24 protein-coding genes and 2 pseudogenes are annotated in these 26,692 nt (G+C 57.3%); 15 read left to right on the forward strand and 11 right to left on the reverse strand.

Annotation, left to right across the window (positions count from 1 at the left end):
- The first annotated feature begins 572 nt into the window (after positions 1-572).
- Positions 573-2,105 carry a porin gene (locus ACVW1C_RS28850; RefSeq protein WP_456761230.1) on the forward strand — a complete coding sequence of 511 codons (1,533 nt, stop codon included), beginning with the start codon at positions 573-575 and terminating at the stop codon, positions 2,103-2,105.
- Between the two features lie 206 nt (positions 2,106-2,311).
- Positions 2,312-3,120: pseudogene (gene tnpC / locus ACVW1C_RS28855) on the forward strand (IS66 family transposase); the annotation flags it as partial.
- Here tnpC (ACVW1C_RS28855) and ACVW1C_RS28860 read toward each other — a convergent pair.
- Complete coding sequence (locus tag ACVW1C_RS28860) at positions 3,116-5,194, reverse strand: recombinase family protein (RefSeq protein ID WP_456761231.1); 2,079 nt, start codon at positions 5,192-5,194, stop codon at positions 3,116-3,118. The pseudogene tnpC (ACVW1C_RS28855) and the gene ACVW1C_RS28860 sit on opposite strands and share 5 nt — an antisense overlap.
- Positions 5,175-5,366, reverse strand: a complete 192-nt coding sequence (locus tag ACVW1C_RS28865) for a hypothetical protein (protein WP_061876443.1) — start codon at positions 5,364-5,366, stop codon at positions 5,175-5,177. Before ACVW1C_RS28865 ends, ACVW1C_RS28860 begins: the two co-directional genes overlap by 20 nt.
- A gap of 303 nt (positions 5,367-5,669) precedes the next feature.
- Here ACVW1C_RS28865 and ACVW1C_RS28870 point away from each other — a divergent pair.
- A pseudogene (locus ACVW1C_RS28870) lies at positions 5,670-5,860 on the forward strand (transposase domain-containing protein); the annotation flags it as partial.
- A gap of 259 nt (positions 5,861-6,119) precedes the next feature.
- On the opposite strand, the gene ACVW1C_RS28875 reads toward ACVW1C_RS28870, so the two are convergent.
- Positions 6,120-6,830, reverse strand: a complete 711-nt coding sequence (locus tag ACVW1C_RS28875) for a Crp/Fnr family transcriptional regulator (protein WP_456763206.1) — start codon at positions 6,828-6,830, stop codon at positions 6,120-6,122.
- A gap of 1,075 nt (positions 6,831-7,905) precedes the next feature.
- Between ACVW1C_RS28875 and ACVW1C_RS28880 the strand changes: the two genes are divergently transcribed.
- The 7 genes from ACVW1C_RS28880 (at position 7,906) to ACVW1C_RS28910 (ending at position 14,498) form a co-directional block, all read left to right on the forward strand.
- On the forward strand, positions 7,906-9,078 hold the full coding sequence (locus tag ACVW1C_RS28880) for a M20 aminoacylase family protein (RefSeq protein WP_456761232.1): 1,173 nt from the start codon (positions 7,906-7,908) through the stop codon (positions 9,076-9,078).
- Between the two features lie 315 nt (positions 9,079-9,393).
- Positions 9,394-9,927 carry a CocE/NonD family hydrolase gene (locus tag ACVW1C_RS28885; protein WP_456761233.1) on the forward strand — a complete coding sequence of 178 codons (534 nt, stop codon included), beginning with the start codon at positions 9,394-9,396 and terminating at the stop codon, positions 9,925-9,927.
- A protein-coding gene (locus tag ACVW1C_RS28890) for an IS630 family transposase (RefSeq protein WP_456655323.1) occupies positions 9,924-10,866 on the forward strand; the annotation gives its coding sequence in 2 pieces (ribosomal slippage) (positions 9,924-10,259 and positions 10,261-10,866; 942 coding nt in all). Before ACVW1C_RS28885 ends, ACVW1C_RS28890 begins: the two co-directional genes overlap by 4 nt.
- Before the next feature lie 60 nt (positions 10,867-10,926).
- Complete coding sequence (locus ACVW1C_RS28895) at positions 10,927-11,190, forward strand: hypothetical protein (protein ID WP_456761234.1); 264 nt, start codon at positions 10,927-10,929, stop codon at positions 11,188-11,190.
- Positions 11,133-12,095, forward strand: coding sequence for a CocE/NonD family hydrolase (locus tag ACVW1C_RS28900; protein ID WP_456761235.1), 963 nt, complete (start codon positions 11,133-11,135; stop codon positions 12,093-12,095). Before ACVW1C_RS28895 ends, ACVW1C_RS28900 begins: the two co-directional genes overlap by 58 nt.
- Before the next feature lie 238 nt (positions 12,096-12,333).
- Positions 12,334-13,116, forward strand: coding sequence for a maleate cis-trans isomerase family protein (locus ACVW1C_RS28905; RefSeq protein WP_456761236.1), 783 nt, complete (start codon positions 12,334-12,336; stop codon positions 13,114-13,116).
- 611 nt (positions 13,117-13,727) lie between these two features.
- Complete coding sequence (locus tag ACVW1C_RS28910; RefSeq protein ID WP_456761237.1) at positions 13,728-14,498, forward strand: GntR family transcriptional regulator; 771 nt, start codon at positions 13,728-13,730, stop codon at positions 14,496-14,498.
- Between the two features lie 464 nt (positions 14,499-14,962).
- Here the strand turns inward: ACVW1C_RS28910 and tnpC (ACVW1C_RS28915) are convergent, their stop codons facing one another.
- From tnpC (ACVW1C_RS28915) to tnpA, 7 genes are all read right to left on the reverse strand, one after another.
- Complete coding sequence (gene tnpC, locus ACVW1C_RS28915) at positions 14,963-16,615, reverse strand: IS66 family transposase (protein ID WP_456761238.1); 1,653 nt, start codon at positions 16,613-16,615, stop codon at positions 14,963-14,965.
- 45 nt (positions 16,616-16,660) lie between these two features.
- On the reverse strand, positions 16,661-16,849 hold the full coding sequence (gene tnpB, locus ACVW1C_RS28920) for an IS66 family insertion sequence element accessory protein TnpB (protein ID WP_456761239.1): 189 nt from the start codon (positions 16,847-16,849) through the stop codon (positions 16,661-16,663).
- Between the two features lie 37 nt (positions 16,850-16,886).
- A complete protein-coding gene (locus ACVW1C_RS28925) occupies positions 16,887-18,563 on the reverse strand; it encodes a recombinase family protein (protein ID WP_456761240.1) in 1,677 nt (558 codons plus the stop codon).
- A complete protein-coding gene (locus tag ACVW1C_RS28930; RefSeq protein WP_456761241.1) occupies positions 18,550-18,978 on the reverse strand; it encodes a recombinase family protein in 429 nt (142 codons plus the stop codon). Before ACVW1C_RS28930 ends, ACVW1C_RS28925 begins: the two co-directional genes overlap by 14 nt.
- Positions 18,956-19,147 carry a hypothetical protein gene (locus ACVW1C_RS28935; RefSeq protein WP_456761242.1) on the reverse strand — a complete coding sequence of 64 codons (192 nt, stop codon included), beginning with the start codon at positions 19,145-19,147 and terminating at the stop codon, positions 18,956-18,958. The genes ACVW1C_RS28930 and ACVW1C_RS28935 overlap by 23 nt, the downstream gene beginning before the upstream one ends.
- 173 nt (positions 19,148-19,320) lie before the next feature.
- Positions 19,321-19,620, reverse strand: coding sequence for an IS66 family insertion sequence element accessory protein TnpB (tnpB, locus tag ACVW1C_RS28940; protein ID WP_456761243.1), 300 nt, complete (start codon positions 19,618-19,620; stop codon positions 19,321-19,323).
- Positions 19,617-20,015 (reverse strand): IS66-like element accessory protein TnpA, encoded by a 399-nt coding sequence (gene tnpA, locus ACVW1C_RS28945; protein ID WP_429032523.1) that lies wholly within the window; start codon positions 20,013-20,015, stop codon positions 19,617-19,619. Before tnpA ends, tnpB (ACVW1C_RS28940) begins: the two co-directional genes overlap by 4 nt.
- A gap of 963 nt (positions 20,016-20,978) precedes the next feature.
- Between tnpA and ACVW1C_RS28950 the strand changes: the two genes are divergently transcribed.
- The 5 genes from ACVW1C_RS28950 (at position 20,979) to ACVW1C_RS28970 (ending at position 26,427) form a co-directional block, all read left to right on the forward strand.
- Complete coding sequence (locus ACVW1C_RS28950; protein WP_456761244.1) at positions 20,979-22,061, forward strand: threonine aldolase family protein; 1,083 nt, start codon at positions 20,979-20,981, stop codon at positions 22,059-22,061.
- Between the two features lie 200 nt (positions 22,062-22,261).
- Positions 22,262-23,317 (forward strand): ABC transporter substrate-binding protein, encoded by a 1,056-nt coding sequence (locus ACVW1C_RS28955; protein ID WP_456761245.1) that lies wholly within the window; start codon positions 22,262-22,264, stop codon positions 23,315-23,317.
- A 215-nt stretch (positions 23,318-23,532) separates the two neighbouring features.
- Complete coding sequence (locus tag ACVW1C_RS28960; protein ID WP_456761246.1) at positions 23,533-24,357, forward strand: ABC transporter permease; 825 nt, start codon at positions 23,533-23,535, stop codon at positions 24,355-24,357.
- A 118-nt stretch (positions 24,358-24,475) separates the two neighbouring features.
- On the forward strand, positions 24,476-25,177 hold the full coding sequence (locus tag ACVW1C_RS28965; RefSeq protein ID WP_456761247.1) for an ABC transporter permease: 702 nt from the start codon (positions 24,476-24,478) through the stop codon (positions 25,175-25,177).
- Between the two features lie 59 nt (positions 25,178-25,236).
- The gene (locus tag ACVW1C_RS28970) at positions 25,237-26,427 is read left to right on the forward strand and encodes an ABC transporter ATP-binding protein (RefSeq protein ID WP_456761248.1); all 1,191 of its coding nucleotides are present in this window, start codon (positions 25,237-25,239) and stop codon (positions 26,425-26,427) included.
- Here ACVW1C_RS28970 and ACVW1C_RS28975 read toward each other — a convergent pair.
- Positions 26,401-26,670: a hypothetical protein gene (locus ACVW1C_RS28975; protein ID WP_456761249.1), complete on the reverse strand. Its 270-nt coding sequence runs from the start codon at positions 26,668-26,670 to the stop codon at positions 26,401-26,403. The two genes, ACVW1C_RS28970 and ACVW1C_RS28975, sit on opposite strands and share 27 nt — an antisense overlap.
- Positions 26,671-26,692 lie beyond the last annotated feature (22 nt).

A 26,692-nucleotide genomic window follows, 5' to 3' on the forward strand; every position in this document is an offset into this window, starting at 1 on the left:
GACGTCAATCCAGTCGCATACAATCACCGAGACACTCACAGCGATCCTCGACGGTCACGCGCACAGCGCAATCGAAGACCCCACGCCATGGAGGTTCCAAAAGGCGTCAAGCCCAACCTCATTGGGATTGGCGAAGCGCTTACGCTATCCGAGTATGTCGCCACGGTTCTGAACATGTCCCACCTTCTTGCTCTGCATCACGAACTGGGCAGAGGCTCGTCGCGGATGGGGTGCCCGGGCCTGCACATTTAGTTTCGGTTTGGGTTCGTAACGCTATTGAATCGAGTTTGTTGCGTGACCAAGCGAAGAAAGCGGAAATTTCTCTCGATACGTTGGTACCAGTCGTACCGATATGAAGCGGTTGGATCACAAGCCTTCGGGCGCAGACAAAGCCTGTACGGTTCGTACAGACTTTGTGGGCCAAGTGTGAAGATTATCTGTCAGCTTTGAATCTGCGGGTAGCGGAATGGGCCGTCTCGCGAACTCACTTTTGGGAAAGCCATTGGGGGGCGAAGATGGTCAGTCGCTGCTTTAGGGACTTGCCTACCTTCAAAAAGTCTGGAGGAATTTTCATGGAAATGGCGAAGACTCTCTTATTCGGTACGGCCGCGAGTTTGATCGGGTGGGGCTCGGCGCAGGCTGCCGATCTGCCCGTCAAGGCAAAACCTATCGAATACGTAAAGATATGCTCGGCGTATGGCCCTGGCTTCTATTACATCCCAGGCACTGACACTTGCCTCAGGCTGGGAGGCTACCTGCGTGCTTGGCTGCAAACGAATAGCAATAGTTTTGTCAACGGGGACGCTGGTCCGGCTGGTGCAGTGAACCGCTATACTAACGCCTACACTTGGCGCGCTCGTGAATTTACGATCATTGATACCCGTACCGCTAGTGAATACGGCACTATTCGTACCTACGCCGAATTTCTGTTTCAGTGGACCTCGGGAAGCTACAGCGGGGCTGGAAATGGTTCGACCGTTTACCAATCTATCGGTGGCGTCTCGGCACCAAATAACGCTAACCCGGGCGCCATCGCTGCCGGTACGGTCGGTTTCTGGACCGCCTTTCTCCAGTTCGCTGGCTTCACGATCGGCAAGGCAACCTCGCAGTTCTCAACGCCATGGGCCGAGTATCCCGGAAACTTCACTGAGCTTCCCGGCAGTAGCGCCTTGGACCAAGTTAACCAGTTCAGTTACACCGCTGATTTCGGTCAGGGCGTCATGCTTTCGTTCTCCGCACAGGATCAGGTCCAGCATGATCAATCCGGCGTCTGGAACGTGAGTGCTGCATCGGCCGCAGGTATCGCGACCGGGACATATGGTGGCAACGACCTCGCAGGCACCATAGCTCCAGACCTTGTTGCGTCTCTTCGTGTTGACCAGCCGTGGGGACTCTTTCAAGCGTCGTTGGCTGCGCACGATAATCATGCGGCCTACTACGGTGCTACTGAGCTCACCGGGCACCCGGACGATAAGTGGGGCTGGGCTGGTCAGCTGGCGCTTTCCATTAAAAACATCCCAACGGGCCCTGGCGACTCGATCAACGTTACAGGGGTGTATACGAACGGTGCTACGCGCTACAACTTCCATGATTCCGTAGCGAATAGTTTCGCCAAGTACGGCAGTACGAACTTGCCTGGTGTTTATCAGAGTGTCGGCATTGCTGGTGTTTCGGATACGGTATTCGTTCCAGGTTCCGGGCAAGAGTTGACCACGACCTATGGTTTCAACGGCGCTTTTAACCACAATTGGAACCCGAACTGGAGCTCTAGCATCTTCGGCGGCTTGGGCTTCGTGCGCTATAATAGTACTGCCAAAAGTTACGTCTGCGGTGCGTTCGTAGCCAATCTCGCGCTGTCGAGTGGCATGGGCGGCTGCAATCCCGACTTCAGCTATGGGGTCGTCGGCACAAGGACAATATGGACTCCGGTCAAGGGTCTGGCCTTTGCGTTGGAATTCGATTACAGCACGATCAACCAAAAATTCGCGAGCGGAAGTACAGTGGCACTTCCGCTGCAAGCCGGTATTGGAAAGCCGGCAGCTTTGTATGAGCTGAAGAACCAAAGCAATATCGCAGGCCAGCTGGTCGTTACGCGTACCTTCTGAGCCGTCAATTAAGTCGCGCTTGGGATTCTTAAAGATCCTCCGCTGACCTCCCAGAAGGCCTCCGGCATGCCCGTCGGAGGCCTTTTTGAGTTTGAATTGCGATCGCTCAAAAACGGCTTGCTGAATGTGTTATTGGTAAGCTGTATGTCCACCTCTGCCGATCCGCCAGCGTTGATCGATCGAGAGCGATGCCCTGGCGGGCATAGATCTGCGCCCGCCAGGGCATTGAGCTCGATCGTTCGACGCTGGCGGACTGGGTAGGACAAGCTGCCTTCCACTTGCGTCCGCTGCATGACCGTCTGCTCGGCAAGCTCAGGCAACGGCCAAAGCTGTTCGCCGACGAGACAACGATGCCGGTGCTCGATCCCGGCCGCGGGCGCACCAAGACCGGTCAGCTCTGGGCCTATGCAGCGGACGATCGGCCGTGGGGCGGTGCCGATCCGCCGGGCGTTGCCTATGTCTATGCCCCCGATCGCAAAGCCGATCGGCCGATCGCCCATCTCGCAGGCTTCGAAGGGATCCTGCAGGTCGATGGCTATGCCGGCTATGGCAAGCTCGCCGAGCGTGGCGATGTCCAACTTGCATTCTGCTGGTCGCACATGCGACGAAATTTCTACGAACTTGCCACACCCGGTCCCGCGCCCATTGCCAGCGAGGCGCTCAAGCATATCGCCGAGTTCTACGCCATCGAAAGAGACATCCGTGGTCGCGGCGCCGAGGGGCGCCGTCTCGTTCGGCAGCAGAAAATCCGGCCGCTGGCGGAAGCCTTCGAGCGATGGCTCCGCGCAAAGCTAGCTCGCGTTGATCAGCCAAAAGGGCAAGTTGGCCGACGCCATTCGCTATGCGCTCTCACGCTGGGGGGGCCCTGACGCGCTTCATCAATGACGGCCGCATCGAGCTGGACAACAACGTCGTCGAGCGCTCGATCCGTCCGATCACGCTGAACCGGAAAAATGCGCTGTTCGCAGGCTCCGACGACGGCGCTTCATACTGCCCATCTGTCTATCCTCTTATAACTCAAGGCATTTCTGGTTGGCGTCGCAAGACGGCGGACTGCGGCGCGATCGCCTGCGAGAGGCATCCTGGCGCACGTCCGGTCGCGTGAGATCAGATTGTTTGATGATCCATGTCGAGCCCTTGTATAAATGCTCCGCAGGCAATCGTCCCTCGATGATCATGCGACGTATGGTTGATGGACTGACGTCGAGCATCTCCGCTGCTTCGATTAACGAGAGCTCACCTCGATCCTGGCGTTCCCCCTCACGATAACCGGCGATCTCGCGGGCTCTGCGCAACGAACAAATGCCGGTCCTCGTCCAGGACGCCCCGTGCGGGGTTGTTTTTCCGGAGCGATTGAGCAAGGCGGCGATCGCGTAGTCAGGCATTTGACGTGCGAGCGCGCGCACAAGATCAACTGCCTCAGTGTCGGTCGTCCAACGCGTCACGCCGACACGGTTCTTCTTAACCTTCAAGCGGGTGTGATCGCCACCTTGCCAATGGATGACGAGGTCAAGATGCTCATTGTCTTGATCCACGTCGACAACGATTTCCGACAGCACTGTACGCAAGATCTTCTTTTTGGTCTCCGACGTAACGCCGGGGCGTTGCCAGGCTCTATTCAGATCGTCCCCGAGCTTAAGCATCGCTTCGCGATCGCCGGCGCAGAGTCCAGGAGAAGGCGAGCTGGTCAAGCCCTCGATTTCTCGCTCAATCGTACGTACAGCTTGGATGCGCTCGTTCCAGCGACGCTCAAGTTCACCAGCGACGTGACGATTGTCGGGGTCAACCACGTCGTATTGGCGATACGCCCGGCTCGCTTCGTACTGCGCCTGTTCGAGAGACCTTTGGAGCTGACGCAATTTTTCCGACTGTTTGGCGCCCTGAGTTTTCATTGCATTTAGCGCAGCCTCAACGCCAAGCGGTTGAAGCCGCTCCAGCACCTCTCGCGCCACCATCCGATCGAGGCGCATTCCACCGAAGCCAAGACAGGCTGCGACTGCCGCCTTGTTGAAGTCTCCGCGGCAGACATATCTCTGCGTGTCGCCGCCTCTCCCGGAATACTGAACGTATAACCGGCGACCACATCGCGCGCAGCGCAGAAGCCCAGGGAGAAGTGCTTCGCCGCGTCGGACGGCTCCTCGACCCAGATAGCTCTTGCCGTTGGCATTGTCCGCAATGAGGCGCTGGTTTCGAACAAACTCATCCCAGGAGATATAGCCCGCGTGATGTTCACGGATCAGCACGTCCCAGGCCTTCCAATCGCGCTGGGGATTTCGCTTCACCTTCTTCCGGCCGTTCTCAATCGTCGTCCGGACACCCCGTCGTCCGAACGCGTACGCCCCGGCATAAACAGGGTTGGTGAGCATGTGATTCAACGTCGTGTAGCTTGGTGTACGCCATTCGATTTTCGGATCGTTCGAACCTCCAATGGCGAACGGTAGCGCGATCTTCTCCTGGATCAACCAGAGCAAGACCTGCCGGATCGATTGCAGCTCCACAAACTTCCTGAAGACGAGATCCAGCGCCTCGCAGACACGTACGTCCGGGTTTTTCTCGATTCGGTCATCTTTCGTTTTCACGTACCCGACGGCAACCGTTGTGAAGTGCTCGCCGCGCCGAGCCTTTTGTTTGACGGCTTCAACTGATCGCTGTCGAATGACGCTGAGCTCCAGCTCGCTCATCGTTCCCTTCATCCCCAAGAGCAATCGATCGTTGATCGACCGCGAATCATAGACGCCATCTTCATCGATAATGAGCGTGCCGACCAAGCCGCAAAACTCCAACAACGTGTGCCAGTCTCGACCGTTTCGAGCGAGGCGGGAAGCCTCGATCGAAAACACTGCGCCGACGCGCCCCTCGCAGATTAACGCCAACAACCGCTCAAATCCACGTCTTGCAACGCCGCCACCAGACTTGCCGAGGTCATCGTCAATAACCTCGACTTCGCTCCAGCCGAGTGCACGGGCGCGAGCATCAAGGCCGTATTGCCTGCGTTGGCTCTCCAGGTTGTGGACAACCTGATCGACCGATGACTGTCGAACGTAAACCACGGCACTACGCGCCAGGTGATCAGCGGAGATCTTCGTCATGACCCGCCTCCTGACCTGACTGGGCTGGCGCGGCGGGCGCCTTTGCGACAGCTTCGTTTAGCAGAAGCGACAGCAACTTTGCGGCCTCGGCTTGCACCACCTGAGGCAGATGCTCCGCTCGCGCCGTCGCGAACAGATCCGGTTGCCGCCTCTTTTGCATCGTCTTGGACATGGGTTCCTCCCTCGACGGGAGGCGATTCCTCCCAACGCGAGGCTACGAGGACGTCAACGTACGTGCGAAGCTCAAGAAGTCGGTCCACCGGGAGAAATGGATCTGTTACAATTTTAGCCGACGCTGCTTCGGGCTCGGTCATCCATGCCGGCAGAAGATGGAGACGGCCGTTCTCGCGGCGAACCGTGAAGTGGCGATGGCCATCGTGGATTTGTTCGCCGAGCACGACTAGGTCTCGGCCGGCGTCAGGATGGAATGGATATGTTACTCGAACTTCGTTGCCCGAAATCCCTGCATTATGCAGCCCCTTCGGAAGGCGGCGCCGAGCACTGGGCCACCATCGCCTGGTCGAAACCTGTAAGCTGAACGGCGTCGATCCGCTCGCTTACCTGACCGACGCCCTCACCAGGATCGTCAACGGCCATCTAAACAGCGACATCGATCAGCTGCTTCCGTGGGCCTATTGTCGTCAAGACCTCAAAGCTGTGGCCTGAGAACGACGCTTAGAAGTAGTCGGAAGTGTTCCCACAATCGTGGATCCGCTCCCGCATCCATATGTTGGATGATCTTCCTTTGGGGGCTGGCTCGAGGCCTTCAAACGCACGTAATGTTCGCGTTGGCGGGCACTCGACTGCAGCGTGGTTCACCCCCAACTGGAGTCTTTAACATCCACGCTCGGAAACATCAGCGAGATGCGTTCCTAAGTCGGAGTGCTCAGCCAGCCGTGCTTTTGGAAGCATGAAGTCAGAAAGATCAATAAGCGCTAGAGATCAGCTTGTAGCAACAGCACGCCCTTTGCTCCAGGGATTTGCGATCACCGATCTGCAAGATGCCGCGCATTTTTCTGATCAAGCCTTGTTCTTCAAATCGGATTAGCGTTTCCGTTACACCAGCGCGACGCAGTCCCAAGGCTGAAGAAAGGTAGTCATGGGTGACTGGAAGCACGTCAGCGTCAAGAGCATCACTGGCCAAGCAGAGCCAACTCGCCAGTCGTTTCTCACGATCGTGCCGAACTGCGCAAAATCCCGCTTGTGCGCAATGCAACGTCAAGGCTTGGACGTAGCGCACTAGCTGCTCTCTGATTTCTGGACATTCGTGCATTACCCGATGCAAATCGACGAGACGTATTCTGTGTGCCCTCCCTGGGAAAAGCACGACGGACTGATATGTCGAAAGATTGGCTCCCCCGGGCACCGAAGCGCCGACTGCTCCTCGATGTCCCACCACAGCGGTCTCGAGCATGCCTCCCGCCGCGACAACCCTCAGCGAAACGAGACCGGATTCTATGAAGTAAACGTAATCAAGCGGCCTTCTCGGCTCTTGCAGAATCATCCGCTCTCTCAAGACGGTCGGCTCTAAGAACTTTCCCAATACCGCAAGATCCTGCGGCAAGAGTCGTCCTAGGATCGCGTTGTTCAGAGATGACCGCATTGTGTGGCGTTCGCCACTAGCCCAAGGTGGCATCGATAAATTGCTCTGTTCCTGAGTCACGATATAGATCTCGCTGTAAGACAAAGTGGGACGCTGCGGCGGCACAGAAAGAGTGGCCACCGACGAAACACCGGCCAACACTCTTTGGCCACTCGAGAAAGATTAGGATCCAAAAGCAGACGCAAATCTTCGAGCTGCTTGATGCAGGTGCCACGAAAGCAGTCGATCCATCTCGGCACAGCGGTGTGTAGTGCAGCCGCGACGACCGTACCGGAGGGGCCAGTCGGTACCGACGCCAGGAGCGAGAATCTGTTCTCCGGCATGCCGGCATTTGGCTGGTACAGAGAGAGGCAAAGCCTCGCCAGCCACGCTTTCAGCACATCCATGGCTTAGCCTCCGTGAGGACGAGCATTACCTGAGGGGTTGTATCCTCCTTGCCGACTCACCCCGACAAACGGTGTAATTCGGTGAACATTCCTGACGAACAAAATATACCAGATATACATACGTTCCTTTTGCGGAGTTGGCAAGCCGAAATGAACGATCAAGGAACGCGGCCGTTCGAGTGGGCGCTTTTCATAAGCCGCGTTGACAGAAGCATCGTTGCGCCTAACCAGTCATGCCCCCCCGTCGGTGCACGTCTTGAAGCCGCAACAACTTCGGTTTCCGTGGATCGGTGCGGCTCGCGGTCGAGCCATGCCCCTTGCCTTATTGAGTTCGAGAAAATGCCTCAACCCATGTCAGATCAGTCTCATCTGTAACTCCGTTGCTGCCTGGAGCCTTGATGAAAGCGTAGGGTCCGCATCGCCTCCTTCCCTTCCATGCCCGAGGCGCGGAAACAATATCAGGCCGCAGGCCCTGGATGCCAGGACAGGTGCTACGCGTGGACATTCATATTCGCTCTTGCGTGCGCGAATGGTTTGGGTTATACTGAATATACTAAGTATTCCATAGCTCGTAGTGCATGGCGCGAAAGCGAGAATGCTCGTCACTGTCTGTGCTTCATTCTCAAGCTCCACAAGGTTCGCCTCGCGATAGGCTTCTTCGCGCTCGCTAGAGCAGAGGTGGCCTTCGATGGTGGCCGCAACTAAAAACATGGGAAGACAGCATGCCTGCCGTTAATCGATTTGCCGACCTCCACGCTGAAATCGTGGGGTGGCGCCACGATATCCATAGTAATCCCGAGCTTTTGTTCGATGTCCACCGGACCGCCGAGATGGTCGTTGCGAAGCTAAAGGCATTCGGAGTTGATGAGGTCGTTAGTGGCGTCGGAAAGACCGGCGTGGTCGGTGTCATAAAGGGAAAGCGAGCCGACTCAGGGCGCGTCATCGGCATGCGCGCCGACATGGACGCGCTTCCGATCGTAGAAGCGACGGGCCTGCCGTACGCGTCTAAAGTTGAAGGTAAAATGCACGCCTGCGGTCATGACGGGCATACTGCAATGCTGCTTGGCGCTGCCAAATACTTATCTGAAACGCGCAATTTCAACGGCTCGGCAGTGGTTATTTTTCAGCCGGCAGAAGAGGGTGGCTGGGGCGCGCGCGCGATGGTCGATGATGGTCTGATGGAGCGTTTTGGTATCCAAGAGATCTATGGCATGCACAACTGGCCAAGCTTGCCGGTCGGCGAATTCTTTCTTCGTTCAGGTCCTATTATGGCGGCGGCTGATAGGTTCACTATCGATATAGAAGGCCTAGGGGGGCATGCAGCGCTCCCCTCCATCTGCATCGACGCCACTCTTGTCGGAGCGCAGCTGGTTAACGCGCTCCAGTCAATCGTGTCGCGAAATGTTTCACCAATAGAATCGGCCGTCGTCTCGGTAACCTCGTTTCACACTGAAACTGACGACTACAGCGCCCTTCCGCAAACGCTGAAGATCAAAGGCACCGTACGCACGCTCAATGCCGAAGTGCAGGATATGATTCACGAGCGGATGAAGCTCATCGTGGACCATACGGCGAAGGCTTTTGGTGCTACGGCAAATATCCACATTGACCGCCGCGTTTCGATCACCTGCAACGCCGAAGCTCAGGCATCGTTTGCCGCGGATGTGGCCTCGAAGGTAGTAGGAGAGGGGCGCGTCAATCGCAATGCGCAACCACTGCTTGGTGGTGAGGATTTCTGCCATATGCTCAACGCTCGGCCTGGCGCCTTCATCTTCCTCGGGAATGGCGACACTGCAGGTCTTCACCATCCGAAATTCGACTTCAACGACGAAGCTATCCCTATTGGCTGTTCCTATTGGGCGAAGCTCGCTGAGCTGGCCATGCCGGCGGCGTAATCTTTGTAAATCGATTGCCATGCCGGGAATTGAGCTAACGATGTGGCTGTCGGGAGAATGCCTTTGGGTTCTCCCAAAGGCTCGGGCGATTTCGCGTCTCATGCAAGTTGCCTGAAATCGAGCTGCTTGCGGAGCTCTTCGTGGCCTTGTGCCGCTTTGGGGGACTAACAGCTAGCAGTCCCCTTTTGATCTCACTTGGAGACATTTCGCATGCGAATCCGATCGATCGCACCTGCAGCAAGAGTGGTCTTGCGTAGTGCGGCCCTCGCGCTTATCCGTCTAACGCTCGCGGGCCCTCTGAGAATAACCGCAATCGTGGCACTCGTGCTTTCATTTGCTACCTTTGCTCGGGCGCAAACCGCCGATGGCGTTACAGAGGAGGGGGCCTATCGCGAGTATGGCTACATTTCGATGAAAGACGGAGGAAAGATCGCCTACGTCGTATGGCGACCAATCAAAGCAGGCCAATATCCGGTTGTGTTGCAGTATTCCAGCTACGGGATCAGCGGCATGGCGTTTTCCGCGGCGAAGGACCTTTTGAAAGCCGGCTATGCAGTCGTTGGAGCGGATGTTCGAGCTAGCGGATGCTCCGAGGGAAACAACTTCCTTTGGCATGGGCCAAAGGAGGGGCCCGACGGCGCGCAGGTCGTTGAATGGATCGGAGTGCAGCCGTGGAGCAATGGTAGTGTGGGCATGTTCGGGATTTCAAATCCGGGGCTCAACCAATACTATGTTGCGGCGGAGCGGCCAGCGCATCTAGTGCATGTTGTTTTTTGCCAGAAGCGGGATTCCCAGAAGGGACAATTTCTGATTCAAACTCCATGCTGGAACGGGGGCCAGCATGGATGACGCGACCCTATTCGGAAGATCTTCGTGAACTCGCTCTGGCGCGGGCTGACGCGGGCGAGACCGTTCGTTCGATTGCAGAAGCGCTTCAGATCAGTCCTTCCTGTGTGACGAAGTGGAAGAATCTGCGGCGGGAGACCGGAGGCGTTTCTCCCGGCAAGATCGGCGGTCACAAGAAGCCGGTTCTGTCCGGCACCAATGCCGACTGGCTGCGCAAACGCATTCGCTCCGGCCCATTCACTTTGCGGAAGCTGACGCAGGAACTGGCTGCGCGCGGGATCAAGACCGACGTGCGGGCAGTGTGGACGTTCGTCCATGCCGAAGGGCTGAGCTTCAAAAAAAACGATCCTGCCGGCCGAACAAGATCGCCCCGATATCGCGCGTAAACGGACGCGCTGGAAGACCCATCAGGGCAGGATCGACGCTTCGCGCCTGGTCTTTATCGACGAGACCTGGATCAAAACCAACATGGCGCCGCTGCGAGGCTGGGGACCGAGTGGGCAACGTCTCCAGGCGTCTGCGCCTTTCGGCCATTGGAAGACCATGACCTTCATCGCGGCGCTGCGCCACGACCGGATCAGCGCGCCATGGGTCATCGACGGCCCCATCAATGGCGAGCTCTTCACCCTCTATGTCGAGCAGGTGCTGGCGCCGACCCTCGCAAAGGGTGAACTCGTCATTCTCGACAATCTCGGCAGTCACAAGGGCAAGGCGGCGCGCAACGCCATCCGCGCCACAGGAGCCCATCTGCTCTTCCTGCCGCCCTATAGCCCCGACCTCAATCCGATCGAGCAGGTCTTCGCCAAGCTCAAACACCTGATGCGAGCCGCGCAGCCGCGTGATGTCGAAGCGACTTGGCGCAAGGTCGGCGAACTCCTCGACGTCTTCTCCAAGGAGGAGTGCGCCAACTATCTCAAAAATTCAGGGTACGTTTCCGTATAAACACATCATGCTCTAAAGGCGCTAGCTATCGCTGGTACCGTAACTGATGTGTATAGAGAGGTGTACTACCCTGGAGGCATCTTTCAGCATTTCTATGTTGGCACATGGACGTTAGGAACGCAGGAGGACTATGCGCGATTTGGCGCCCAACGACGGATCACATGGGGCGACAAGGCGTGTGAACGTACGCTTGGGGGGCGCAAGCAACACGATGCATCAGTCGACTCATATGTCCCGATGATGCAGCATACGTTGTATGACGAATGGTGGCAGACCAATCAATCTACGGAAAATCTGCTTCCGAAGCGGCGCCCACTTTGCTGATATCGGGGCTGCAGGATGACCAAACCGAAAATGCTAGCTCGAATGGTTTTGCGTTCGCTCACTTGCTGCCCAACGTCAAGAATAAAAGACTCATCGTTACGAACGGTGGGCATCCTGCCGCCAAGCTAGCGCCAGTGGCGGCGGAAACGATCCGATGGTTCGACCACTGGTTAAAAGGGATCGATAACGGCGTCGACAAGGAAGCGGTGACTGTCTTCTGGGAGACGCAAATCCCGGGGGTCGATTTTAGTAAACACTATCAAATTTCACCGGAGGAGTCTAGCCGAGCCGTGCCGGCTTGGACCAGCACCTATGCTGATTGGCCGATTCCGAACTTGAAGCACATCGCGTTCTATCTAACCGGGGACGCGAAGCTTAGTACCTCAATCTCGCAATCAGAGAGAAAGGAGCGGAAATACCTGTACCCGGCGGGTACTGAATTAGTCGGGTCGAACCTCCAGTTCGCTTTGGTGCCTACGCCTCGTGGCTCGTTGCAATATCGAACCGATCCCATGGCGGACGACATGACGTTGTTGGGCAACCCAGCCATCGATCTCTACTTTAGCGCGGCGTTAACAGACACTGATTTCATGTTGACGTTGAAAGACATCGCTCCAGACGGGCGCACAACGTATCTAACGCGGGGCTTCTTGCGAGCACCTTTGCGGGAAGTTGATGAAGCGCGTTCTAAACCCGACAGGATCATCCAGTCCTTCCGAAAACAGGAGAAGCTGCAGCCTGGCGAAATCAACGAAGCTCGATTTTCGTTGCAGCAGGTCGGGCATGTCGTAAGAAAGGGGCATCGGATCGAACTCCGTTTTGGCAGGCGCCTCTGTGCGGCAGCCTCTGGAATCAGCCTTGTCGTGCGAGCGATTCGGCGAATAGGGATTGGCGCGGTGGACTAGAGTACCCTCAAGATTGATCGTTGATTGATTTTGGCCGGCGAAGCGGGAGGAAATTGGTCAGCCGTCCAAATCTTTGGCGGATGGTCAAGTAGCACAGCCAGCAGATTTGCAGTGGACCGTGCGTCGCCTCAAAGCCGGAGCAAGCCACCTATGACGCGGGTTGATATACACAATATATCTATCTATTGTGCTGGTTCACGCGTGCGTTCTGCGGCACAAAATAGCTGAGGGAAATGAGATGAATAAAGTATCGGATCGATATCTGCCCAACATGCCCTTTAAAACTGATGCGGGGATCGCTGCGCGAGCCGCACTCGGGCTAATTGTACTGGCAAGCGATCAATGTATCGAATATGAGTTTCGGCGCATTACCGCGCTTCCGGGCGTCGGAATCTACGAATCCCGGATTTACAACGCACCGGAGGTGACGCCAGAGACGTTGAAGGAGCTGGAAAAAGAAATCACTCAGGGCGCAAAGTTGATCCTGCCCGGCCTCCCCATTGATGTCATGGCGTTCGGCTGCAACTCAGGAACGATGATACTCGGAGAAGAAGTCGTTTACGAAAAAATCAGAGCTGCGCGCCCCGGCGTGCCCTGCACCTCTCCAGTTACTGGCACAATCGAAGCATTTAAGCGGCTTGGTGTGTCGCGCATTGCGGTGCTGACGCCGTACAGCGACTCGGTCAATGTGTTCGTAGCGGATTTCCTGCGCAGGCGCGGCCTAGATGTAGTGGCGTTCGGCTCCTTCAGCGAGCAAAATGATCTCAAGGTCGGACGGATCTCGCTCACCTCGATCGGTGAGACTATTCGGACGCTTGGTCGGGTGGACGGCGTCGAAGCGGTGCTCGTTGCCTGCACGAATATGCGCCTAGTTGATCAGATCGCCACGATTGAGCATGAATTGGGTAAGCCCGTTACATCGAGCAATCATGCGATGGGTTGGCACGCCTTGCGTCTGGCCGGTATCCACGACACCATGCCCGAGTTTGGCAAATTGTTCGAGCTTTCAGTCTCGCCATAGGGGCGATGAGTTCAGCCAGAAGATCGCCGAATCGATTTGCTGCGCTCCAGAGGCGGTCGCCATTTAAGATGAGAATGACTGAAGGTTAGTGCGAACTCTGCCCGGCTGTCCCTGACATTATGCAGCCGGGCCTTTGCCCTGACATCGTGCGGGAAAGGAATCTGCTTCAACCAGTTTATCGTTGAGTGGTCGGTAGATTTTTGCGTCGGTTGGCGTTCCATTATCGCTGTGAACACCATATGGAACAGCGGTTCGCGATCGGCTGAGTGGGTAACGGCATCGGGGGCGTTCGCCAAGGGGAGGCGCAGATGGGGATTGACAGACGGCAGTTCTGAATACTAAGTATGTATTCTGTCTATTTGATTCGGGCGACTCTTCCTTAGTGTTCTCGTTGAGGGAGTCTAGCTTGACTGCGTTGTCGAGCGGGCCTGCTCGCGTCCGCAAGCCCATCCATCTAGATCATGCCGAACAATTCGTCCGCACCCGCAGCTGAGCGGCCGACAGGATGGAGTTCTGATCTGAATTTTTAGGGGTAGAAGTGCTAGTGCAATAGAAGTTGGGTAGAAGAACTCTGCAATAGATGGATCCTCCGATAGAACTGAGTATTGTAAATGCGCCAACCTGATAAATCGGGGCGACGAACTGATCAGTTTCTTTATCGCACAGTCTCGCGAAAAATAAGAGAGATGATCGATGCCGGAACGTACGCAACTGGCACGCAGCTGCCTAGCGCAGGTGAATTAGCCGCTGATTTCGGTGTCAGCATGATCACCATCCGGCGCGCGATTCGCGACCTTTCACTCGAGGGGCTTCTTGTCGGTCGACAGGGCCTCGGGGTCTTTGTCGCAAGCCGACGCAAGATAGTGCGAGTACTAAAACCAAGAAAGTGCGTCTCAATTGAAGATGATCTGCGCAAAATTGGCCTCAAACCTAGCATGCGCGTGCTTCAATTGGCGCTGGCCGATCCTAACGATGGAGACCCTTTCCAGCTCGGGGACTTGGGCGTCGGTTATCGAGTCGAGAAGGTTATTTTGGCTGACGACGAACCGATCGCTCTTGATTCACTTTGGCTGACCAAAGAGGTCGCCGAAGCAATAATGCCGAAGATCCGTGATCAGTTTGTGATACCTCTCGTCGAGGCGCTGAAGGGGTTCGACCGTTTCGAGTATCAGTTCGAAAGCTCGACAGCCACGGACGAGCAGGCTGCGTTACTCGAGATAACGCCAGGATTCGCTGTGACATACTGCCGCTATGTCGCATTTCGCAAGGATAGCAAGCCTCTGGTTGTGGGGTGCTCGGTAACGCGCGCTGATGTCGTCGCCTATCGGTTTTCTATGGAGCGCGATGTCCGTGAGCGCGGTCGGCGAACGCGGAAGCAGTGAAGCGTCTGCGACCGGAGACCTTCACCCAATTCGCATGAGCTGACCGCGGGGCCAGAGTAGGATCATTCCGGCCATTCGTAACAGCGGCCGGGGGACTCACTTCAAGACTTGGCCGCGAGAGGTTGAGCGGAATAACCTTGGGATTGAGGACTTCCCGGTTCGCGCTGCCACAGCAATGATTATTGTCCTGCGCCTCTGACTTGCAAAATGCTCGCCGCGCCGTGCACGATGTAAGGCATTAGCGATTTAGTCATCGGTTATGCCGTGGTCCTGTTTGGTCGATTCGAGAGAAGCGGCCTTGTCGCTGGTGTCGACGCAGTCATTCGCTTCGCCGGCCTTGTCAGCGACGAAGCGAGTTTTGCAGATATTTATTGTCGGGATAATGGTACGCCTACGACGAAGGCCGCCTGATTGACGCGTGCGCGCGGGCACGGCGAGCTATATGTGATGGCGTTGGGTGAAGGTCAGGCGGCTTGCTGATCGTCGGATTTGCCGGCTTGGCGCGGAAGCTTCCATTCCCAGGGCAGCAGTTCGTGCAGCCGCGATGCAGGAAGATCGGCGATACGGGCGAGGACGTCGGCAAGCCAGGCCTTTGGATCGACGTCATTGAGACGACACGTCGTGATCATCGTCAGCATGATGGCGGCACGGTCGGCACCACGCTGGCTGCCGGCGAAGGTCCAGTTGCGCCGTCCCAAGGCGATGCCTCTCAAAGCGCGTTCAGCGCAATTGTTAGTCAAGCAGATCCTGCCGTCGTCGAGGAAGCGGGCGAAGCCCTCCCAGCGCCTGAGCATGTAGTTGATCGGCTTCAGGACCTCGGACGAGCGCGAGAGGGTTTCTCGCTCGCACAGTAGCCAGGCGTGCATGTCGTCGAGAAGCGCCTTGCTCTGTTCCTGGCGCACGGCACGTCGCTCGTCGGCGCTGCAGCCGTTGATGGCGCGCTCGATCTCGAACAACGCGTCCAGCCGCCTGACCGCCTCCAGTGCGATCGGGGAGACCGGTTTGCCCTTCTTGCTTTCCCGAGCATTTTTCTCAATGTCAGCCAGCTCGAAGAAGCCTCGCCGTGCATGGGCAAAGCAATACGCCGGCGTAATTGGCAGTGTCTTCTTCTGCGGATCGAACAGCGGCTCGAAGCCGTTGTAGCAATCGGCTTGCAGGATGCCGGCGAAGACCGCCAGATGCTTTTGGGGATGCTCGCCTCGTCGGTCGCTCGAGGCGTAATAGACCGCAGCGGGCGGCGCGGGCCCGGCGAAGGGTCGGTCATCCCGCACATAGGTCCAGATCCGCCCAGTCGTGCATTTGCCCTTGGCCAGGATACGGATGGTGGTGTCGTCGCCATGTAGGCGCTCGGCCGCCAGCACATGATGCTCGATCAAGTGGAAGAGCGGCATGACGGCAAAGGTCCCGTGGCCGATCTGGTCAGCCAGTGTCGATAACGGCAAATCGATCCTCTCGGCCTTAAAGCGCACGCTCTGGCGGTTGAGCGGGATATGCATGCCGAACTTGTCGAACAGGATCGTCGCCAACAATTGTGGACCGATGAAGCCACGCGGTGTGGCATGGAACGGCGCCGGCGGCTGGCTGATCTTCTCGCAGTCCCGGCAGGTGAACTTCTCGCGCACCGTCTCGATGACCTTGAAGCGGCGCGGGATCTCCTCCAGGGTCTTGGTCACATCCTCGCCGACCTTCGCCAGCCGCGATCCACCGCAGCAGGCGCAGGTCGTTGGAGCTTCAACAACGACGCGCTCGTGTTCGATATCGTCGGGCCAAGGCTTGCGCACCGGCCGCTTACGCGTGAAGGGACGGACGTTCTGCGTCTTCGCTGCCGCCGCCTGTGCGGCGAGCTCGTCCCCGCTCGCCGTGGTGATGAGTTCCTCGAGCTCCAACTCCAACTGCTCGAGCAGCCGTGCCGAGCGCTCGGATCGCTGCCCGTGCAGTTCGCGTTTGAGCTTCTCAATTCGCAGCTCAAGATGCGCGATCAGCGCCTCGTTGTCCGACAGCTCCGCCAACGCACTGGCAGCCACCGCTTCGGCTCGCAGCCGCGCCTCACGCTCGGCCTGCAGCGCCGCTAGAGCGCTGACAAGGTCCGATGGAAGATCGTCCGGCTTCGATATCATGAAGCCATTGAATCAGATCAAGCCGCAGATTCAAACCAAAAACGGCTACCCGACCCGTGTCGGACGCTGTGCTTCTTGCGGGTTGCGCCAATCGATTCCGGACAACAGATAGCTCATCTGCGCTGGCGAGATCGTCACAGCTTCACCCGCAACGGATGGCCATATAAACCTTCCTCTCTCGAGTCTCTTGGTGAACAGGCATGCCCCCTGGCCATCGTGCCAGATCACCTTCACAAGATCGCCACAGCTCGTTTCATTGTACGTCCCTTTGTCAGATTCCGGGCAGACGGATCATCCTATCGTATTGATAATCAATGTAGTTTTTCGGTCGACGTTCGATCACGCGCTGCACCGCTATGCGCACTGCTTCCGAACTCAGCGTGTCGACGGGGACCAACCATTGCGAGCCCTTGATTGCTTGTGTTGCCGGCAAGATGCCCTTCAGAACCAGGCTCTTTGCAGATCCGACGCAAATTCCAAAGTGGGCCGCAGCCTTCGCGAGGCTGATCATTTTGCCGTCGGATGACGCGGGGTCGTATTCCGGCAAGCCCAAGCGTTCGCGCATTTCCCGCACGCGAACAGTCGTCCAGGTCTCGCCGTCACCGGTCTTGCAGCGCATCCGATTGAGCGACACGGCGAGCTCTCGATCAGGCCAATGACCAGCGAGCTTACGAAGTGCGTCAACGGCAGTCGGTGCCATGTCGCCCGGATATCGGCCCGTCTTAACGCGAGCAACGCGAACCTCCGTGTGCCGGCCGCCGGTCCAGTGGATGAGCAGAACCGCCTCATTGGTGTTCCTATCTAGATCGCAAACAATCTCTCGGACCACAATGTGAACCAGCCGCTGCTTGGTGCGCGTGTCCGTGGACGGTGCATTCCAAACCCGCGGAAGATCATGCGCAAGTTGCAGAAGCAGGGCGCGGTCGATCTTGGGACTTTCCGCCGATGCGGTGCGCAGCTCCTTTATACGACCTTCAAGCTCGGCAACCCGCTCCAATGCGCCATTCCAGCGCGCCTCGAGTTCGCGGGCAACGTGGCGCTTGGCCGGATCCACAAGCTCGTATCGGCGTGCAGCAAGAGACGCTTCGTAGCGTACGACTTCAAGCTCCCGTTCGACGGCCGTGATGATCTCTTGTCTTGAGCGCTCAACCTGGTCGGACGCCAATATCGCTGCTTCAACAGCCCGATCGGAGACGGCCTCAAGGATTTGCAGCGCGACCGCACGATCGACCCGCACCCCGCCGATGCCGATACATAGGCCAGCGCCGACATGGGCGTCATCGCCGCGGCATTGATAACGATGGGCATTCCCCTTGGCCTGGCCGTAGAACACACGCATCATCCGCCCGCAATGGCCGCACCGCATCAATCCGGTCAGAAGTGCGCGTCCCCCGCGCGCCGATTTTCGCGAGCAGTTCTTCTTCATGTGGGCGTTTTCCAGCAGCAGCCTCTGATTGTCCTCATACTCCTGCCAGCTGACATAGCCGGGATGATTGTCGCGCAGGAGAACATTCCATTCCTCCCGCGGCTTTTTGAACCCGCTGACCTTGCGGGCGCGACCGTCCACGATCCGTGTCTTCTGAGCGATTCGGCCAAACGCATAGGCGCCAGCATAGAGCGGATTGTGCAGGATCTGCATCACCGTGTGATAGGCCGGCGCCTTCCAGCTGAGCTTGTAGATTTGAACGTTTTTTAGAACCACAGGCATTTTGATGTCGGCAGCACGCAGCCAAAGAAAGACCTGCCGGGCGCTACCGAGCTCGCGGAACTTCGTGAAGACGAGTCGAACCAATCCCGCCACATGTTCGTCGGGATCCATTTCGATCTTGCCGAGTTCACTCCAACAAAATCCAGGTGGAAGCATGAAGCGGTACTCGCCGCGCTTGGCCTTAGAGTCTCGAGCGGCGATTCCACGTTGGCGAAGCAGGCTCAGCTCATACTCCGACATCGTTCCCTTCAGTCCGAGAAGCAGGCGGTCGTTGACAAGCCCGCGGATCATAGGCGCCGTCGGGATCAATGACCAACGCGCCCGCGAGGGCGCATAGGTCGATCAAGTGATGCCAGTCGCGTCCATTGCGCGCCAGCCGCGACGCCTCAATGCAATAAACGGCACCGACGTTACCCGAACAAACCATCGCCACAAGCCGCTCAAATCCGGGCCGTTGAGTGCTGCCAGAGCCTGAGCGGCCAAGATCATCGTCAATTACCGCCACCGACTTAAATCCGGCGGTTTCCGCGGCCTGCGCCAAGTCATATTGCCGCCGCTGGCTTTCGAGATTCCCCATAACTTGGGACATTGTCGATTGGCGAACATAGACGACGGCGGCGCGGTCGAGGTGATCACGTGTGATCTTGACACTCATGGTCACCTCCCGACATCTGAGCGGGTTCGACGCCAGCCGCTTCCAGCAACAGATCGGCGAGCGCCTCGATCAGACCTTTGGGATTGGCGCCCAGCGGGCTCTGGGGAATCCGAAGACGCAGATCCAGACCCAGTTGCATCGGCTCGCGATATCGGCTTTTTCTCCGCACGTCCTTTCTCCCTCTTCATAGAAGGACGGGATCGTGCGCCCGACGCCTGAGACGCGCCCAGAAGCTTCAGAACAGCAGCAAATTCGTTCAGCCCCTCAATACTGACCTGCGGCGGTCCTAGCGCCATGCCGGCGCAGTAGCTTTCGTCGAGCATCCAATTGGGAACTTCGCGGCTAAACCCACGCCGCTCCTCCGTGTAGATGCATTTCAGCTCCTTGCCGCGTCGGAACGGTGCCACCTGAAGCGTCCGCCCAAAAAGCGGATGCCACGGATACGCAATCTTCGCGCTTCGAAGACTGTATGCAGAATGTCGAGTGTTGGCCGCGGCGACCCCGGAAGACGAACAAATGACCGCTGAGCGGGTCCTTGCGCAGCACCTCCTGCACCTGGAGTGCCAACGACGGAAAGCCTCGGCGCATATCCGTGTGGCCTGTCGCCAGCCACACTCGCGCGCCCGTCGGAACCGGGATCATCGGTGGGCCAAAGCATCGAGAACGCGACGTAGCGCGTCTCCATCAACGTCGCCATCGACCCGAATGCGATGCCCGCTACCAAGATCGATCTCGATGATGCCATCGCTCTTGCGTCGCCGCGCCGTCGTCGTCAACGGCGCTTCGGCCAGCTCCCGCGGTGACGCAGGCGGCCCAATCTCGACCGGAACAAACGGAGCCATGCTCGCTTCGCCGTGCTTGCAAAGCTCCTTGCGCCACCTGAACAGCTGGCTCACATGAAGCCCGGCCACGCGAGCCACCTCGGAAACACTGGCGCCGGGCTCAAGCGATGCTGCAACAAGCCGCTCTTTCTCGTCCTGCGACCACCGGCGCCGCCGCTCGACCGATGTGATTACCTCAGTCCTCGAAATCGTCATAGCGCTTCTCCTAGGATTACCCCTAGGACCTGCAGCGATCTCGTTCGTCAAACAAGGCGGCCTTCAGTGGAGGGATACGGATAATGACCACCCACAGCATCTATGCTGCTGCGGTTAAAGATGGTGTGAAGCGAGTCGTGTTCGCCGGCTCGGTGCATGCGGTTGGCTCTACGATCAAACCCAGGTGGTTGATTTCAAGGCGCCGGTTCGACCGGACACCTATTACGGACTGACAAAGTCTCTCGGCGAAAAACTCGCCCCGCTTATTGGGACAGGCACGAGCTGGAGACTGTTTCTATCCGTATAGGATTGTGTGAGCCTGAGCCCTCTAAACACCGCGGGCTCCGCGCCTGGCTGTCGCATACCGACATGACTAAGCTTGTCGTTGCTTCGCTAACGGCGTCTGGCGTGGGTCACACCATCATCATGGGGGGCCATCATCGTCCACTCGAAATGCCAAGGCGGTACGCGGAGAATAGAGGCGATGGCTTGGCGGTGGTCATCCAGTCGTGTGCGTACTTGCGCCTGCCCCGACGAACGCGAGTATGTCCGCAATGATGATAGGGGCGCGGAGACCGGTGCCGCGGCTGTCGCAGCCGCTAACCAAGACAGGCCATTTCTCTGGGCCGCCATTGCTTCCGCACCCGCGTCCGCTTGTGCGGTTTCAGCTCTAAGCTCCAGCTATTGCGTCAGCTAGGTTCGGTTTGCGTCTGCCAGCGCGGCGGTGCCGACTCGGGCCAACGAGCTAAAGTTGCTGAGCCGCCGCGGTGAGCCACAGCCGGGCCTGGGAGAGGTCGGCACGCGGGTAAGACCTCCGCAGAACGTCGTGTATGTCGTCGCCCTGTTCGGCGAGTGCAACGAGTTCTTGACATAAAATATACTGGGTATACGATGATGGACCGGCCAGTAGCGTTTCGGAACGCGAGATTGGTGCCGGTCGCAGCCGAAACTAGGAAATCGAACGTGAACAACGATCCCGGACTTGCACCACCGAATTTCCGCTTCCGCAGCGACAACGCCGCGCGGACGGCGCCCGAGATCTTGCGCGCGCTGGCTGCCGCAAATGAGGGGGCGGCGGCGCCATACGGCAACGACGAGTGGAGTGCGCGCCTCCAACGGACCTTTTCGCAACTGTTTGAAAGGGACGTTGTGGTTTTCCCTGTATCCACCGGGACGGCCGCGAACGCGTTGTCATTGGCCAGCATCGCTCGGCCATGGGGAGGCATCTATTGCCACGAGTTGGCGCACACTTACACTTGGGAGGGAGGGGCCACTGAGGCATTCACTGGCGGAGCAAAATTCATCCCGCTCGCTGGCCGTGATTGCAAGGTGGAGCCGACGGCGCTGGCGGAAGCGCTGGGGCGCGCCGAGCGGGGTGCTCGCGCTGCGCCGCAGCCCGATGCGGTATCGATCGCTCAAGCTACGGAGCGTGGTGCCGTCTACTCGCTCGATGAGGTCGCTGCGATCGGCGAGATTGCGCGCGACGCGGGCATTCAGTTCCACATGGACGGCGCGCGTTTTGCGAATTCTCTCGTCACCTTAGGCTGCACGCCGGCCGAAGCGACGTGGCGCCGCGGCGTCGACATTCTATCTTTTGGCGCAACCAAAAACGGTGCGATGTCAGTGGATGCCATCGTGGTGTTCAACCATGCGCTCGCCGAGCCACTTTCGTATCGGTTGCGCCGCGCGGGTCAGACTTGGTCGAAGATGCGTTTCGCAGCCGCGCAGCTCATCGCGTATGCCGAGGATGACCTTTATCTGCACCTGGCGGGTACGGCGAACGCCCGTGCCCGTCGGCTCGAGCGGGGCCTTGCGAACCTCTCCGGAGTGCAGGTGGTCGCGCCCGTTCAAGCCAATCTGGTGTTCGCTGCAATGTCGGAGAAGGTGATCGAGGCGCTAGCCGCTACTGGCGTGCGTTTTGTGCAGCAACCAGGCGGTGTCGTCCGGCTGGTGACGCACTTTGATTGCACCGACGCCGACGTCGATCAACTCATTGAGCTGGTGAGCAGATTGGTCTCTCCAGCGGGTAGCTTATCGGCTCGGTAAGCTTCGGAAATTCGCCTGCGCCTTGGACGTCATCGGATGGCTGTGGTGCTTCAGACTCTCTCCAAGAGAGTAGCTGCTACTGCCCGGCACCCAATCGGTCGTCGACAAAAGATTTGATATAGTAGACATACCTGATATATGATGTGTGACAGGAACTTGACCGAACTGCAGCATATGGCCTGAGCAAAGGAGGATTGCAGATGAAGAGTAATGGCTCAGAAGTCTCGCGCCGCTCTTTCTTAGTCGGAGCAGCTGGCGTTATTTCAGCGCCGACGGTGCTCGCGGCTACTGGTGCGAAATCCAAGTCCATCACGATGGCGAATGGTGGCGGGTCCTATCAAGACGCCCAAGTCAAGGCGGTGATCGAGCCATTCACCAAGGAAACGGGAATCAACGTCGAGTTCGTGCCCATCCTGCAGCTCGACAAAGTCAAGGCCATGCAGTTAACGGGCAATATCGACGTCGATATTTTTTTGAACACTGACGTCAACACCGCCTCCGGATCCAAGCAAGGTTTTTGGGAGAAGCTCGATCCGGCTCTGTTCGACCTCAATGATCTGGAAATCTCGCCGGCAACCGACTACGTCACGTTCGAAGTAGCAGGCAACTGCATAACATGGGATCCAAAGAAGTTTGGTGACGGAAAGCATCCGAAAAACTGCGCCGAATTCTTCGATCTGCAAAATTTTCCTGGACGCCGCGCGATGCGCGGCACTGTCGTGATGGGCGCGCTAGAAATTGCGCTCCTCGCCGACGGCGTGGCGCCGAAGGACGTCTATCCGCTAGATTTGGACCGTGCCTTCAGGTCGCTCTCTCGGATCAGGTCTCATCTCGTGTGGTCGGCCACTCCACCGCAGGACATCTCCTTGGTTCAGAGCGGAGAAATCGATTTCGGTTTCGCAGGCAACAATCGGATCTTAGCGACGAATCGGCCGGGTGGCGGAACACCATTAGCGATTTCCTTCGAGCAAAACATCAATCTCGGCGACGCGCTCGCAATCCTAAAGGGCGCGCCGAACAAGGAAAACGCGATGAAGCTGCTTGCCTATTACATGCGTCCGGAGGTTCAGGCTAGGCTATTTGAGCTGCTGGGCACGTGTCCGGTGTCCAAGAAGGCTTCGACTATGTTGTCGCCTGAGATACGTAAATGGCAGCCGGATTTGAACAACCCCAACAATGTGATGGTCAACAGTACATATTGGGCTGAGAATTTCGAATCGGTGAATCGGCGTTTCCAAGAATGGAGAATGAGCTGAGTGTGCCGCTGTCGCAAGCGATGCTCTATCTCCATCGGCTGTGACCGGAATGTCTATGATTCGAACGACCAATTTGCGGCACTCGGCATATGCTCATGCCCCGCTATCGCATACTTCTTTGAACACAACTTCACCGGCCGCGGAATCTTCATCGTCCTCCAAGGCGATCTGAAGGGGCCATTCTTGATCTCTCAACGAGCCCGCTCGGAGCGTCCATGATCCGCACAAGTACATTGCGTGCGCAGACTATATTCATGTTGCCAGCCACCTTGATAGGGTGCGCAATTGTTCTGCCGCCAGCTTTGTATATCCTCTACACAAGCGTCCAAGGTCCGAACTTATCGCTTGCTGCGTTCAACGCTGTGCTAAGCAGCACATTGTTTAGGAGTTCTCTGGCTACGACGCTGTACATCGCCGGCTTGTCGTCGATCTTGAGCTTGATTTTGGGGTCCGTCGTCGCCTTGCATCTTGCGCGTCAACCGGCGCGGCGCAGGTCGTTTTTTATGGTACTTGTGCTGCTGCCATTTTGGACCAGCGTCTTGGTCAAATGCTTTGCATTTACAATAATCCTAGGCCGCAACGGAATTATCAACTCGCTCCTAAGTTGGATCTTCAACACGAATGTAGAAGTACCGCTTCTTTTCAACTTGATGGGAACGCTTGTAGGCATGACAAACTACCTCATCCCACTTGTTGTCTTGCCGGTCTTGGCTAGCCTGCTGGCGATTGATCCCGCCCTTTATCGCGCAGCATCTATCATGGGTGCAAAACCCGCACGCATTTTCTGGACAGTCACGGTTCCCATGAGCCTACCTGGCCTCTTGGCGGCTCTTCTTAGCATTTTCGTTATGTCTCTGGGCGCCTTCATCGTTCCCGCGCTGCTCGGCGGCTCCCGGGATATGATGCTGGCGAATCTGGTCGATTTCTATAACCGTGAGGTACTGGACTGGCCCAAGGCGTCTGCAATCAGCGTGATTCTGCTCGCCATGGCTCTCATTCTCACCGCGCCCGTTGCCCTTAGGCGTCAACGAAAGGTCTAAGGTCTTGTTCGTATCCCACATTTACGACCCGCTTTCGCGCCGCTACCAAAGGATAGGGACGGCATTCGCTACGACGATCTATTTCTATCTGCTTCTCCCGGTCCTGGTGACAATCCCCATGGCCTTCGGACCGACGGGTACGCTGGCGTTCCCGCCGGAAACTTACTCGTTCGACTTATTCAAAATTTTCTTCGAGTCTTCCGACTGGACAAATCCGCTTTTCCAAAGCCTCAAGGTCGCGGTCGCGAGTACGACAGTGGCGATGCTTGCCGGGGTGCCGGCCGGCTACTGGACTGCCCGGCATAGGTTCGTTGGCAAGGACTTCATCACCGCCTTAATCATGAGCCCGCTCATTGTGCCCCACATCGTGACGGGTCTCGGGCTTTTTCTCTACTTCTCGTATCTTCGAGTCAGCGGTACGACTGTTTCCATCGTCTTGGGGCATGTTATGGTCACCTTGCCCTTCGTCATGGTCATGATCGTAGCTGGCGTTAACAAACTCGACCGCAATCTCGAATTCGGCGCCGAACTGATGGGAGCCGGACCTATCCGGATGTTCGTGACGGTGGTTATTCCGCAGCTCGTTCCATCGCTCGTAAGCGCCGCGTTCTTTGCGTTTCTACTATCAATCGATGAAGTAATCATATCTTGGTTCTTGGCGGGACCGAATACGGTCACGCTGCCCGTTAAAATGTACAACGCTCTCCATTGGGAGGTGTCGCCGGTAATTGCCGTGGTATCTACGTTGCTAACGGTAATTTCCTTGTTGGTCAGCATTGTCGCGATCACCTTGAGGAAGGGACCGTCGGTCGACGTTTGATCGATGTGCGCGATGATCGGAGCGCAACTATGAGGACAGGATCTGGGATGACGCTACGAATGGCGAAATGGGAATCACTTGAATACGTTGGCCAACATGAACGCACCAGCGCGAGGGCGCACAATGGCTCCGATGAAAGTGTGATTGGGATGCATAACGGTGCTATTACTGCCGGTCAGTCCGGGCACGCGGTCGCCCTTAAGGGTATATCGAAAACGTTTGGCCCGGTGACGGCTCTTCACCCGACCGACCTGAGCATAGAGAAGGGCGAATTCCTAACTTTGCTCGGCCCATCGGGGTCAGGTAAGACGACGCTGCTAAATTTGATTGCAGGTGCGAGCGAGCCGACAACTGGCACAATACTCTTGGACGGACGCGACATCACGCGCATGCCTCCACGCGATAGGGGCGTCGGCATGGTATTTCAAAACTATGCGTTGATGCCGCATATGACTGTGTTCGATAATGTCGCCTATCCGCTGCGCGTGCGTCGTCAACCGGCCAAAACGATTCATCGCAGGGTGATGGAGGCACTTGATCGTGTCGGACTGCACGGCTTCGAAAATCGCAAACCCCGTCAGCTGTCAGGCGGTCAGCAGCAGCGCGTTGGTATCGCACGGTGCATTGTCTATTGTCCGGCGATTATCATGATGGATGAGCCCCTGGGAGCGTTGGATAAAAATCTGCGCGAGCAGATGCAGGGAGAGATTAGGCGCCTCCACCGAGATCTGGGCACGACTCTCATCTATGTCACGCACGACCAGGAAGAAGCGCTGAACATGTCCGATCGCATCTGCCTGATGAACAGGGGCGAAATCGCCCAGCTAGGGACGCCCGATGAGCTCTACTTTCAGCCGCGCAACCGTTTCGTGGCGCAGTTCATCGGCGAGTCGAATTTGATCGATGGAAGAATGACCAGTGATGGTCGAATGTTGATTTCTGGAAACCACCACATTGCTGTATCCGCCAATGCGCGGATCGATGGGCCGGATCTTACTGTGATGATCCGACCTGAGAAGCTACGTGTAACCGCCAATGACCATACCACCCGAGACGATGATAACGTCGTAAACGGCGAGGTCATAAGTAGTTCGTTCATCGGCGGAACCACTCGCGTGACCGTTAAAGCTGAGAACGGCATCGATCTGACAGCGAAGATGATATCATGTCGGGCGGAGATGAGGCCTAAGCCTGGGACGCAAGTGCGCTTGTGCTGGTCATCCTCAGATATGGTGGTGCTCGAAAAGTGATGTTGGCAAAACGTCAAATACTGTCGCCTTAAAATGCACTGACAAGTTGGCGCCGGGCACGCGCGGCGGCAGCTTCATCAAGCGCTTTCTCGTACGCCGGAGGAATCGCGAATGCTCTGTTGCATTAGCTGCATCGATACGTTGTTGAGTGTTGAGCTGCATCTGTACGAAGGAGAGGGCGACGAGACGCTCGGCTACTTGCGAGCGGAGACGTTCTAAACTGCCGTTGATGAACTGGAGCATAAGCGCTCGGTCAGAAGCGCAG

It is taken from the genome of Bradyrhizobium sp. USDA 4011, assembly GCF_054063415.1.

Bases quoted from the DNA above. Each gene is read 5' to 3' on its own strand.
- ACVW1C_RS28850 (WP_456761230.1), top strand. From the start codon at position 573: ATGGAAATGGCGAAGACTCTCTTATTCGGTACGGCCGCGAGTTTGATC.
- ACVW1C_RS28955 (WP_456761245.1), top strand. From the start codon at position 22,262: ATGAAGAGTAATGGCTCAGAAGTCTCGCGCCGCTCTTTCTTAGTCGGA.
- ACVW1C_RS28910 (WP_456761237.1), top strand. From the start codon at position 13,728: ATGCGCCAACCTGATAAATCGGGGCGACGAACTGATCAGTTTCTTTAT.
- ACVW1C_RS28875 (WP_456763206.1), bottom strand. From the start codon at position 6,830: ATGCCACCTTGGGCTAGTGGCGAACGCCACACAATGCGGTCATCTCTG.
- ACVW1C_RS28880 (WP_456761232.1), top strand. From the start codon at position 7,906: ATGCCTGCCGTTAATCGATTTGCCGACCTCCACGCTGAAATCGTGGGG.
- ACVW1C_RS28925 (WP_456761240.1), bottom strand. From the start codon at position 18,563: ATGTCGGAGTATGAGCTGAGCCTGCTTCGCCAACGTGGAATCGCCGCT.
- tnpB (WP_456761243.1), bottom strand. From the start codon at position 19,620: ATGATCCCGGTTCCGACGGGCGCGCGAGTGTGGCTGGCGACAGGCCAC.
- tnpC (WP_456761238.1), bottom strand. From the start codon at position 16,615: ATGATATCGAAGCCGGACGATCTTCCATCGGACCTTGTCAGCGCTCTA.
- tnpA (WP_429032523.1), bottom strand. From the start codon at position 20,015: ATGACGATTTCGAGGACTGAGGTAATCACATCGGTCGAGCGGCGGCGC.
- ACVW1C_RS28970 (WP_456761248.1), top strand. From the start codon at position 25,237: ATGGCGAAATGGGAATCACTTGAATACGTTGGCCAACATGAACGCACC.
- ACVW1C_RS28860 (WP_456761231.1), bottom strand. From the start codon at position 5,194: ATGACGAAGATCTCCGCTGATCACCTGGCGCGTAGTGCCGTGGTTTAC.
- ACVW1C_RS28930 (WP_456761241.1), bottom strand. From the start codon at position 18,978: ATGAGTGTCAAGATCACACGTGATCACCTCGACCGCGCCGCCGTCGTC.
- ACVW1C_RS28965 (WP_456761247.1), top strand. From the start codon at position 24,476: ATGGCCTTCGGACCGACGGGTACGCTGGCGTTCCCGCCGGAAACTTAC.
- ACVW1C_RS28865 (WP_061876443.1), bottom strand. From the start codon at position 5,366: ATGTCCAAGACGATGCAAAAGAGGCGGCAACCGGATCTGTTCGCGACG.
- ACVW1C_RS28960 (WP_456761246.1), top strand. From the start codon at position 23,533: ATGATCCGCACAAGTACATTGCGTGCGCAGACTATATTCATGTTGCCA.
- ACVW1C_RS28905 (WP_456761236.1), top strand. From the start codon at position 12,334: ATGAATAAAGTATCGGATCGATATCTGCCCAACATGCCCTTTAAAACT.
- ACVW1C_RS28975 (WP_456761249.1), bottom strand. From the start codon at position 26,670: ATGCTCCAGTTCATCAACGGCAGTTTAGAACGTCTCCGCTCGCAAGTA.